Here is an 11788-nt window from a genome sequence, read left to right on the forward strand (position 1 = left end):
CAGGATTGCGAAACGGTTCAAAAAGGGCGGCAGTGGTTGCCATTTTTCCCAACAATCCCAGGTTTTCGACATAATCTGATGCTGCGCTTGATGGAGTAAAGTAAACATCTATTTCTCGGACTTCTGAAGCTACATCACGACCGGGAATAACTGCTCCTATAGGTGATAGCAGCTCCGATAAATAATCTTTGGCAAATTGATCGTAAATGAATCGCGTCATCTGAGGTTTTCTGCGATCTACTTCTTCATAATTATCCCAGAGTAACCCTAATTTTTAACTTGAATAATTGATCGATCAATATTTTTCAACTAAATCGGTGTTAGCAAAAGTATATTAAATGATAAATTGGTGTATATCAAAAGTTACTATTTTTGTCAAAAATAGTTCCATAATTCCACTTTTTGTTACTAGCAACAGCCAGAAGAAAACCCTTAAAACTAACTGTAAGCAAAGGAAATTCTATTAAATTTTGCTTTGATTGCAAAGGCATTCACCCCTCATTACCAGATGAACAAGTTTACCCCATCTTTGCGGGAATTGAAGCCGGACTTAAAGAACTGCCCAAAGGTGAACTGTTAACCTTGCACATCGGTTCTTTCACCGATGACTTTGACCGTCAGCAAATCCTCAAAACCATTGAAGAAAACTGCACTCAAGATGAGTTAAAATTACTTGCCCGTTCCGAAAGATTGAGAATTAGAGAATTAACCCAACAAGGCATTCGCAAGACCAAATTTTTAAGACTCTATTGCACCTACACTGTTGCTGGTGCTGAAGAAATCAAAACAACTGACTTTGTAGAAAAGCTCATGCTTCAAGGACAGAAAACAATGAAAGTGTGAGAGATACAAGTTTTCTCCAACCTCGTTTATTTTCACTTCAAAATCTTCTCTGGTAACAGCCATATATATTTTGTTTAGGTTAAAATTTTACAATTTTTCTATCATTCGGGTTTCATGCTGGGTAAAAAGCATTTGTATCGCAAGCATAGCGATGGTAATATTGGAATCATATCAACTCAGCATAAAGAAGTCAAGCTCATCTACATTATGAATAATCTTGGAATCAGGAACGCCATATGCTTCAGCTAATTTGATGCTAGCTTGCATTCTCAGTTCGAGGTTTAAGTTAGGATTAAAAGCCGCTTCCGCCAGGTTACCTAGTCGTTCATATGTAGCAACGAGATTAGCAACAACCGCCTTGTAAGCTCGGTCAATCTTAGCGAGGTACTGTTGGTAATATTGTTCCACTTGCCAAGCAAGTTGAGTGTCTTCCCCTAATAACTGCTTGCAGAAACCTGAAACCATGCGACCTGCGATCGCGCCAATGACTGCACCTACCACAGGGATTGGAATCAAAGCTTGTCCGACCGTAGCTCCCGCAGCAACAATTGCCGAATCAGCACAAGCAAATAGACTTAACTCAACAAATTGCTCGGAAGTAATTTCTCCACGATTCAAACTGCCGACTAGGCTAGCAATTTCCATGCCAGCACTGACAAAAGCACCTGCTAAAGGTGCAGACATATTAGCAAAATTAGTTAACCCATAAATTGCCGTTGCCGATATGCTACTGAGCGCAGCACCTTTCGCGGTATCGAATCCAATTTCTTTCCAATCTTCTAGTGTTAACTCGCCCTTAAAAACGTTTTTGCCTTCCTTATACTTGGCGTAAAGCTTAGTAGCGAATCGAATACTACCTCCGATAACAGCACCCTTAACGGCAACGCGACCAAAATCAGCAAAGCTAGGTTGAGCATCGGTGCGTATCTTGTCCTTAATTTGTTCGTTTTCTCTCTTTAATTCTTGCTCCCGGCGCTCTAGCGTATCGTTAACTTTGCCTACCTGCACGTCTTCGTAGTTAGATGAGGCAGATTTGACAGTATGGCTAAAAGGACGACCAGAAAGTTGCTCAATTTCTTGAGCTTTTTCTTGGATTTTCTGAGCAGTGCGGCTAGTTACTCCCTCAACATCCTCGCCCTTCAATATTTTCTGAATAGTTTCGTACTGGTCTTTAGGTATATGGTAATATGACCCATCTCTTCCAAAGTTTTCGTATTTCTTCATATGGTCAAGAACGTGGTCTAGATTATGTCCAATCCCATTGACAAATTTAGACTGTACCTTAACCCCATCAATTAAATAATCTTCCGGTGCTGTTCTACCCACTCCCTCAAAAGTGGCGCGCGTTTCAGAGGAGTTCAAAAGGGACTTAGCATTGCGGATACCGACTTCCACTTGCTCAGCTATTTCACCGTGTTTCGTGTTTGGGTTTCCCAGAATGTTTTCGGGACTGCCCAAGAAATCGTGAACTTTGTCGATCTCCCCAACCGCTGCAAAAAAGGCACGGTCTTGCTTACTGAGTTCCGCTGCAAGCTGTTCTGCATGGCGCAAATTTTCCTCTGCTACCATTGCTGCAACGAATTGAGTTGTCTGGTGTTTGTTTTCTCTTTCTTCCATATCTAAAAATTTGCAGCATTACTCCCTAGTTGCTAGAGAAAAATGCTGCACTCCAAATTATAATTACAGTTTTAGATCTACGGTCTTTTTAAGCGACTCGCTCAGCGAATTAATGGAATTGATTAAAGTCGCCAGCCTTTGTTTGAGAGATTGGCTAAAATCCAGATAATTCAAAGGTGCATTCTGCTTAAAGTATTGCAGTTCACTTTGAATAAGGTTAGCTAGTTTGACAGTTTCCTCTTCGAGCAAGTTTACTTCTGTCTTGGTTATGTTGACTTTAGCTGTGTCACCTTCAATTTCAAGAGCGCGGCTGTTAGCTTCTTTGCCAATTTTCTCATTCTGCTTACTTAGCATGATTCCACTACCGACTAAAGTCGCACCACCGATCGTCCAGCCAATCGGTCCAGCGAGTGCAAGCAATGCGTTTCCGGCTACCATGCCTCCACCCCCTGCTGCAACAGCACCGCCCCCCAACCAAGCCAAAGCAGCATTAGTGGCAGCTGCACCGGAAAGAGAAGCAATCGCAGTACCTGTTGAGGCTGTTCCGAAAGTTGTGGCGATTGCCATTGCTGCTGCTGGCCCAAAACAGGCAACTCCTGCTCCTGCCATGACTCCTGCACCAGCAGTACCTGCTACTACATTGGTGTTGGGATCTGAATAAATTAGTTCCCAATCTTTCCCAGTAATTTCTTTGAGTTGAAACTTCAGTTTTGCAACGACTTTACTAAATTCTTTTGGCGAGTTAGCAAGCGTGTTAATGTAATTCTCGCATAGTTGTATAGTCTCAACCCCACGCTTGACTCGCGTTTGATAAAGACTTCCAACTGCATTTTGTAAATACTTACAGGCGTTTTCATACTTCTCGACTGCACGGCGCAGTCTTTCTTGTGCCTCTTTCCTGTATCCGTTGTTAAACATTTACTCGTAAATACCTATATCTCAGCGATGTCTTAGTGCAACGGGCATTATATTGAACATAATATTGTTTTAATGTTTTACACATCCGTAACTATACGGAAATCAAAAAGCTATGTCAGAGTTTCTTGACAATATAAAAACTTTAACAATGCGCCGATTCCAGATTTTGCACAAATAACCCTCGACAACCTCCCCGCGTTTGAAATCAGCGGTTCGGCAGAACTTCCCTACGGTCAAACGCGGTCGTGGAATGCAGGACAAACCCCAAGTCAAATCTTTACTTTGGGAGATTTTGAAGCCGCGTTCAAACTCCAAAAGTTTGACCTCAATCAAATTGCTCAAAAGCCTGGCATCAGGCTTGATGTTATCAAGTTATCCGATTTCAAACTATTGGAAACTCAAAACATTCAAGACCTAGTGAAAGCTATGCCCCAGATGTTAACGAAAACTTTGGGAGAAATGCCACCGATTCAGGAATTAGTAGGGCAAGTGTTGCCACCTGGATGGTTGCCTAATCAAACATTGGGAGAACTTCTTGAAAAGAACCCTCAAGTTCAATTTACCCAATTAGGACAAATTGACTTAAGCAAATACCGATTAACCCAAATTCCAGGGATTGAAACAGTCCCCCTCGAAGCTTTCAACAATTGGCAATCAACCCCAATTAACGGCGTACCAGGACTTGCTCGCGTGCCGTTGAGCGAATTTCCCAACGCCCCTGCACCCGTGGGAAATATGGTAGCGCTAATGGATGTACCGCTCCAACAAATAGAACAAGACCGCCAGAAACGAGTTATATCAGGAAGTCAACAAGAAGGCTTCAACGTTCCTTGCGATAAAGATTGTATGCACGTTGAATTAGCGCAAGGCGGTTTACAAGGGGCGCTGTGGATTGGAAAAACCCAATTAGTCAGGGGAGGATTTGGCTCTCTCGGACAGTTGAATAATGGCAAGGAACCCGCTGGACGCCATCCCTTTGGTAACGGTTTTAAAGTGGTGGTTGAAAGCGTGGACGAAGCGAAAGGAACTGCAACGCTGGCGATGTATTTCCGCATCTGCCAGCGGGGGATGCCAGATTTAGGATGCAGCCCCTATTTTCTCGGCCCTTTGCCTTTGATGGTGGTTAAAGAAAAGCAACCAATTTTTGTTGGAAATGCCACTATTGAATCGACACCGCAAACAATTAAACCGAACGAAACAGAACAACCCGCAACCTCTCAAGCGGCTATCAATCCAACCCAACCGACAAACCTCGCTCAACCGACTACGGAGGCGGTTAAAGGTATCAATATTAACCAATTTTTCCAAGCCATTGAAGCGGTTGAAAGTACTGCGGGTCGGCTTCCGGGGGATGGGGGTGCGGTTGGCCCGATCCAGTGTCAGTCCTCTTGTGCAGCGCCTTTGGGCCGGTTTGGGTTGAGGAGCGATCGCACAGAGGTACAAGCTATCCTCAACCAAACCCCAGGTGGACGAGAAATCCTGTCAAAAATTGACAACAAAGAAACCGTCACCAAAGAAGCGGTACTCGCTGCTTTCCCTCTGGTTGAACAACGTCAAATCTGGGAATCAGACATCAAAAAAATAATCGAACAAGCCGAACAAAACTTATCGGGAACACCCTTACTCGAACGAGTCGGTCAAATCTTCTTTGGCGGCAAAGCCATTCCTATAAACGCACAAATTTCTAACATACAAGGGACAACAGTCCAGGAATACGGTCGTCAGATAGCAGAGCAATACCTCAAAATCAATTTGACAGGTGGTTAGCATACCGTGCTGATTCAGATTCCGCGCAAAAACTTAGCGATTCTTCTGGGAATTATCCTCACACCTATTGCGATCTGGGCTTTGATAAAATCTCAGGATAATTCCCTTTCCCAATGGCAAGAAAGTACTGCCTTTCCCGAATTAATCGAGCCAGCGATTCAAGAAAATTACTCAAATCCAACCGCCGATCCATCCCAAATCAAACTCCTAAAAATTCAAGTCAAAAATCAAAAACACCCCATCTTTTTCATCGCCTTTCCTTCAGAACTATGTGGCATTGGTGGATGCCTCGTAGCTGGCTACATTCGCAACAACCAAGAGCAATACCGCCCCATATTTAAAAGTCTCCTTCCCACTCAGGGATTACTCCCCCAAATTGAGGCTTTATCTAACAACTGGAAAAACTCACAGCCTTGCATCTCTATTACTACCACTCCTCTTGCCAAAGATTCAGTCAGCACGCGATTCGACTATTGCTATAACGGCAGCGAGTTCGCCCTAGTTAACCAATTCAAAGTTGAAGGTAATACTCATGTCAAACCAACCCGTTGAGATTGTTAATCAACTCCAAAAACCCAATCATCCTTGGGGAAAATACACCAGGCAATTTCTCACACCTCAAGGTATTTTTTTGCTATGCGTTCTCCTGTTTGTATTTTTCCAAGACAAACTATCGGGTCGTAAAAAAGGCAAACTAGCAACCAGCTATTTCGGAAATAGTCGAGAAATTGCTAAAGCAAAGAAGAAAGCCTTTCAACAAATCAAATTGCCCAAATGCGACAGCGCCTGCTTGTATATTGGCAAGCACAAATTCAAGCCAGATTTAAAGGTTAAAGCCCCACCAACTCAGAAAGAAGAAAGCGGTGCTGTAACATTATACGTTCCCGACGTACAGCGAGGTACAGCCGTCATCGGCGCACCGGGGAGTGGGAAATCCTTTTCAGCAATTAATCCAATGATTTACTCTGCCATAGATCAAGGATTTCCCATCGTTCTCTATGATTTCAAATATCCCTCTCAGGCTAAAGTAGCAAGTTATGCCAAAAAGAAAGGCTATGACGTGCATATTTTTGCCCCTGGTTTTCCAGAAAGCGAAGTCTGCAATCCCATCGATTTCTTAAGAGATGAAACCGATGGGGAAACGGCGCGTCAAATGGCAACGGTTATTAACAAAAATTTCAAATTAAATGCGACTGGAAACGAAGATGCCTTTTTTGGGCCAGCAGGTGACCAACTTACTGAAGCAGTTTTAATGCTGACTAAAGGTACTCAGTATCCTGACATTATGATGTCTGCGGCTATCCTTTCTTCTGAAAAAGTCGTAGATCGATTAATGGCTGCTAATCTCAATCCTTGGATTCGGATTGCTTTTGGTCAGCTATTCTCCTCTGCGGGTTCGGAAAAAACCGTCGCTGGGATTGCAGGAACTGCATCGTTAATGTTTACCAGATTTATGAATAAAAATACCTTGGGATGTTTTGTTGGTAAAACCACTTTGCCTTTAGATATTAAAGGCAAGCAAATGATTATTTTTGGTATGGACAGAGAACGCCGCGATGCCGTTGGCCCCCTGCTGTGTAGCGTCCTACACATGATTGTAGCTCGCAACATTGCTAAGAAACGGCTTGACCCTTTAATTGTGGTGTTGGATGAATTAGTCAGCTTATTTCTGCCGGATTTATTCAAATGGTTGAATGAGTCTCGTTCTGAAGGATTCTGCGGCATTTTAGGTTGGCAGAATATGGGGCAATTAGAAAAGTATTATGGCAAGGAACTTGCGAAAGCAATTTTGGGAGCTTGCGGTACTAAATTTGTTTTTAATCCAGGGGAGGAAGAATCTGCCCGCATGTTCTCAGCTTACCTGGGAGATGAGGAAATTAAATATAAACAAGTTTCCAAAAGTACAGGTGGAGGTAAATCTAGTCGTTCTGTTTCAGACCAAGAAAAAACTCGCAAGCTATTTGAACCGGCGCAATTTCTTAAACTGCCTGCGGGTAAATGTATCTTCATCAATCCGGCTTACAGCAATAAAGAGGAAGCCAGCGTTCCCCTGCTAAAACAGGTAAAAGTGCCAAAAGTTATTCAACAAATTGAGGGCAATAACTCAGCACAATGGGACAGCCTGGTGATGAAACTGACCGAAAGAAGTACCCAAAGAAGACCTACCCAAGACGATTTGGACAAGCGAATTGCAGAAGTTGAAAAGCTATTTCCTTTGCCACAGAAACCTGTGATGGCAGGTGCAGCCCCTCTCCCTCTTGATGCTTATAAAGGGTTTTTATGATGACCAAGCAATTATTGGCTGAAATTGAAAAGTATAAAAGTTATCCCAGATGGTATGTGAAATTTCCTGCTTGTGAAGAGGCTCATTACCACGATGGAATTCTCGTGTTTTCCTATAACCGAGAAACCGGAGCCTTCTATTGCGACAGCAACCCCAGTACTTCCTAACCTGAAGTACTTGAAATCCGATTTGAAAACGAATTAGTATTTGTCAAATATCAAAACCAAATCCTTTTAAATCGACTGCCATGTTCGACCCCAGGGTTCAGCAATTAAGCGATATTTATGCCAGACTTTTTGAAACTGTCGTTGAGCAGAGTCGTTTGTTAGCGCCGATTATAATCGATAGATCGAATGCGATCGCAAGAGCAAAAGCCATCGCCACCTAGTTGCCAATGCCCTTGCGATCGCGCTTTCTGGTTGAAGTTGAGGGCAGCGTGAGCGAGTCCAGCGTTGCGATTGGTTTTCCCTCACTCTGGCGAGACTAACTTGTGGGTAGCTACACCCTGCTGCTTGAATTGTTACAGCAATTAGCAATGATGAGGCTCAGTCAACTCCAAAGTCCAATTATCTAGGCATTATGCTGAATAACTTGCTTATCATAGAAAAGGCTCTTTTGCGATCGATATAACTTCACTCTTGCATGATTGCCCTTAGCGAGTTTCAGCGCTACTTACAATCGATTCTCGATACTTCACGGGAGGACGCCAAGCGGGAGGTAAGCGATCGCTATATTCCAACGCTAGCTGAGTTGCCCTTGCAGGTACAAACTGCTGTATCATCTCAGCCAAACTCACAGGAACAACAAAACGAGAGGCGAGAGCAGTTCGCAGTGCTAGAGGGATTGCGAAAGTATGCCCCAGATCGTGTGCTGTTGGTGGGTAAACCTGGTTCAGGAAAATCAACTTCACTGCGGCGGCTGTTGTGGGAAGAGTCAAGACACTGTTTAGAAGCGATTGAGCAAGGTAAGAGAGAGATTCCCCCAATACCTATCTTGATTGAATTGCGGGGTCTTAAAGGTTCAGTGTTAGCAGCAATTCAAGAAAAGCTGGGATGGTGGCTTGACCTTGATGAGAAAAACTTGAAAGCTTTCCTCCGTGATAGAGGATTGTTCCTCTTATTAGATGGGTTGAACGAATTACCTAACGAACAAGCTTGGCAAGAAGTCGATCAGTTTAGACAGGTATGTGCTGATTTAAAAGTTCCTTTAATCATTACAACGCGGGAACTAGGTTCAGGAGTAGTTCAGGGAAATGTTAAGAAACTGGAAATGCTACCGTTAACTGAGCCTCAGATGAGGGAGTTTGTCCAAAAGCAGTTACCGGAGACGGGTGGGGAACTGTGGCGGCAAATTCAAGGGAAGCTTCGGGAGTTAGCAGAAACGCCGTTGCTGCTAAAGATGTTGTGTGATGTTTTTAAACAGAATCATAAAAATATTCCTAAAAGCCGAGGCGATCTATTTCGTAAGGAATTTGCGCGACGATATGAGGAATTTAAACCTGAACGATATCGAAATGTTTCTGAAGACTCGCGTCGTTTTGCGTTTGATCTACTGAGCTATCTTGCCTTTACGATGGTTCAAGGCGAACCTCATACCGATCCCTGCCAACCCAGTGCCTCTTGGATTACTATTCCTAAAACTCAGGCAGAAAAAATATTAGCCACGTTTCTGGCAGGCGATCGCACATCAACTTTGGAGGATACTACAAAAGCGAAAGAGTGGTTAGAAGATTTAGTGGAATGGCACTTACTCCAAGTAGCTAGCGACCGAACTCACATTGAGTTTCACCACCAACTGTTTCAGGAATATTATGCAGCAGAGTGGCTAGCACCACAGTTGGAAAATTTGAGTGATGAGGAATTGCAATGTTACTACTTGAACTATCTAAAGTGGACAGAACCGCTAGCGATGTCTATGTCGTTTGTGGAATCTAATACGTTGGCTGTGCGGATGGTGAAACTGGCAATAGATGTTGATTTGTATTTGGCAGCAAGGTTGACCGGAGAAGCCACGATTTCTCTACAGCAGGAAACTGTAAGCGTCCTGCTTCAAAAAAATTTCCAGACATCTCTCACAATTTGGCTTTTAGAACAAACTCAGTCGCAGAATGCGCTGCCATTTTTGCTTGATGTTCTGAAAAATGGATGTTCTGATACTCGTTGGCGTGCTGCACGAGCATTAGGCAATTTTGCAAATACTACAGTTTCAACGCATCTGATTGAGGCATTGAAAGATCAGGATTCTTCTGTTCGTCAGAAAGCAGTCGAGTCATTGGGAAAATTAGGTAATCCAGAGGTAGTTACAAAGCTTTACCAACTGCTAGATGATGATTTTTTTTGGGTTCGCAGTATTGTTGTAGACGTTTTAGGAGAGTTGGAAGGAAGAGCAGCGATTGATTGTTTGAAGAGTGCGTTAAAACATGAGGATGGTACTGTTAAAACTAGGGCGGCTGAATCGCTAGGACAGCGCGTTCCTCAAGAAGTAATCGCTTTACTAAATGAACAGTTCAATAGTGGCAACGCCGATACCAAAAGGGATGCTCTACAACTTCTAGGTGACACAAAGAATGCCGCAGCTATCCCGACATTGATCCGTGCTTTATCCGAGGGTGATTGGCTCGTTCGCTCAGAAGCAGTTACCCAAATAGGTTTACTAGGAATATGGCTAAATTCCGCTGTGTTAAAAGATGCTGTAACGGCTCTTATCGATCTCCTGCAAAGCGATCCAGAAACCTCTATTCGCTCTAGTGCGGCATTGCATCTAGGGTTCATTGGTGACTCGCGAGCAGTACCAGTTCTGATCGAGGCTTTATCTAAGGACGATCGGGTTGTACGTTCCTCTGCTGCGAATGCTCTGGGGCGAATCCAGGATCAATCAGCTATAAGCCCACTTATTAGATCTCTAAAAGATATAGACGATAATGTTTGCGAAGAAGCTATAAGATCTTTACGTATGCAAAATGCAATGGAGGTATTACCTACTCTAAGAAAGTTTTTGCATTATAAACCTGTTAATGTTCGAGGGGAAATCATATTAAGTCTTGGATTCTTCGGAGATTCTAAAGACATCCCCAGTTTGTACCAAGCTTTGAAAGATAAAGAATTTATTATCCAGATCAGAGCTGCTTATTCATTAAGCAAATTAAATAATCGTAAGGGTGTACCTATCTTAGAAGATGCCCTAAATACTGGAAATAAAGATGCCCGCTTGCGGGCGCTTCGTGGAATGCAAAACTTTCAGGGAAAAGCTGGTTTGGCCAGTATTATTTCAACAGCATTCAAAGATGATGAATACTCTATCCGAAAGGAGGCAATTGACTTTCTAGAAGCTTTTAAAGAGAGTCAAGAAGTAGTCAATCAACTCAAGAAGGCTCTTGATAGCCTCAATGAAGATATTTGTAGAAACGCAATGGATGCTGCCAAGACATTAGGTAATGCTGAAGTCCTATCCCGTTTGAGACAAATTGCAGAAACAATTATAGTTGTTGAAAGACCTTTGGAGGCGATCGCCACAATCCAATCTCGTTGCAAATTATACAACTACGACATCGCTCGGTTGCCACCTCCTCGGAAAACGCAAAGCGAAGAGTCAAGTATAGAAGATTTGGTACATAATAAGTTAGACATACTTACCCAGGAGTTCAAAAAAGTGTCCCAAGAACCTAAGCGCGTCATTAATACTAACAACTACTTTGAACAAGGCATCCATACTCATACCCACAATTATGCAAACGATGAAACCTTAAAACAACAAACCATCGAACTTCGCCAATTGGTACATCAAATTCAGCAAACCCACCAGCCAACTACTGAAGTCCAAGCTGCTGAAATTATTGATGTCGAATTTCGCGAAATCCAAAATACGAACCCGACTCAGTGGGAAAAAATACGAAAACAACTGCAAATTTTAAAGCGCCAACTCTTCAACCCAGAAAGCCACTTTAAAGCCACAAAAGCAACCCTTGCTGAAATCGCAAAACATTACCTCGAAGAAAGTGTCGTTTCCAAAGCCCTCATTACTTACGTGGACACTATGAGTGCTGACTCTGACTAACAAGAATAAATTATGTAAATCGCGATCGCAGCCGTAGTTCCTATTTTAGGATTCCATCAACGATCGCACCCACTGAAGATCGCTATCGCTCAGCGCTGGAACAGGCTGCACTGAATAATCGATCGCAAAATCTAAAGCCGCCTCCTGGTAAACCTGTTCCAAAATCTCAGATAAATTCACAACAGGTTCTTCATCTCCTGGCTGCAAAGGAAGCAAGAATTGGGGAATTGATTCGCGCAGATTAAACGGGTAGAGTTCAGCTTCAGGACGCAGATTAGCCCGACTGACAAGAATGCGGTAGTTCGA

General features: G+C 43.1%; 10 protein-coding genes and 1 pseudogene. 7 read left to right on the plus strand and 4 right to left on the minus strand.

What is annotated here, in order from left to right; translation table 11 throughout:
* Nucleotides 1-220 (minus strand): annotated as a pseudogene (locus ACE1CM_RS33700) (flagellar assembly protein H); the annotation flags it as partial.
* A gap of 182 nt (nt 221-402) precedes the next feature.
* Here ACE1CM_RS33700 and ACE1CM_RS33705 point away from each other — a divergent pair.
* On the plus strand, nt 403-843 hold the full coding sequence (locus ACE1CM_RS33705; RefSeq protein WP_374883239.1) for a hypothetical protein: 441 nt from the start codon (nt 403-405) through the stop codon (nt 841-843).
* A gap of 171 nt (nt 844-1014) precedes the next feature.
* Here ACE1CM_RS33705 and ACE1CM_RS33710 read toward each other — a convergent pair whose 3' ends face one another.
* Nucleotides 1015-2460, minus strand: a complete 1446-nt coding sequence (locus tag ACE1CM_RS33710) for a hypothetical protein (RefSeq protein ID WP_374883240.1) — start codon at nt 2458-2460, stop codon at nt 1015-1017.
* A gap of 63 nt (nt 2461-2523) precedes the next feature.
* Entirely contained in the window at nt 2524-3378 is an 855-nt protein-coding gene (locus ACE1CM_RS33715) for a hypothetical protein (RefSeq protein ID WP_374883241.1), read from the minus strand.
* A gap of 282 nt (nt 3379-3660) precedes the next feature.
* Here ACE1CM_RS33715 and ACE1CM_RS33720 point away from each other — a divergent pair, with 282 nt between their 5' ends.
* The 6 genes from ACE1CM_RS33720 to ACE1CM_RS33745 all read left to right on the plus strand — a co-directional run bounded on the left by ACE1CM_RS33720 (nt 3661) and on the right by ACE1CM_RS33745 (nt 11482).
* A complete protein-coding gene (locus tag ACE1CM_RS33720) occupies nt 3661-5145 on the plus strand; it encodes a hypothetical protein (protein WP_374883242.1) in 1485 nt (494 codons plus the stop codon).
* A 6-nt stretch (nt 5146-5151) separates the two neighbouring features.
* Nucleotides 5152-5697: a hypothetical protein gene (locus tag ACE1CM_RS33725; RefSeq protein ID WP_374883244.1), complete on the plus strand. Its 546-nt coding sequence runs from the start codon at nt 5152-5154 to the stop codon at nt 5695-5697.
* A complete protein-coding gene (locus tag ACE1CM_RS33730) occupies nt 5678-7429 on the plus strand; it encodes a type IV secretory system conjugative DNA transfer family protein (RefSeq protein ID WP_374883245.1) in 1752 nt (583 codons plus the stop codon). Before ACE1CM_RS33725 ends, ACE1CM_RS33730 begins: the two co-directional genes overlap by 20 nt.
* Nucleotides 7426-7596, plus strand: a complete 171-nt coding sequence (locus ACE1CM_RS33735) for a hypothetical protein (RefSeq protein WP_374883246.1) — start codon at nt 7426-7428, stop codon at nt 7594-7596. Before ACE1CM_RS33730 ends, ACE1CM_RS33735 begins: the two co-directional genes overlap by 4 nt.
* A gap of 80 nt (nt 7597-7676) precedes the next feature.
* Nucleotides 7677-7817 carry a hypothetical protein gene (locus ACE1CM_RS33740; RefSeq protein ID WP_374883247.1) on the plus strand — a complete coding sequence of 47 codons (141 nt, stop codon included), beginning with the start codon at nt 7677-7679 and terminating at the stop codon, nt 7815-7817.
* 254 nt (nt 7818-8071) lie between these two features.
* On the plus strand, nt 8072-11482 hold the full coding sequence (locus ACE1CM_RS33745) for a HEAT repeat domain-containing protein (protein WP_374883248.1): 3411 nt from the start codon (nt 8072-8074) through the stop codon (nt 11480-11482).
* A 45-nt stretch (nt 11483-11527) separates the two neighbouring features.
* Here the strand turns inward: ACE1CM_RS33745 and ACE1CM_RS33750 are convergent.
* Nucleotides 11528-11788, minus strand: a 261-nt coding sequence (locus ACE1CM_RS33750; RefSeq protein ID WP_374883249.1) for a DUF4058 family protein, incomplete at its 5' end; no start/stop codon positions are given.

The organism is Microseira sp. BLCC-F43 (genome assembly GCF_041929235.1).
Lineage (GTDB): Bacteria > Cyanobacteriota > Cyanobacteriia > Cyanobacteriales > Aerosakkonemataceae > Microseira.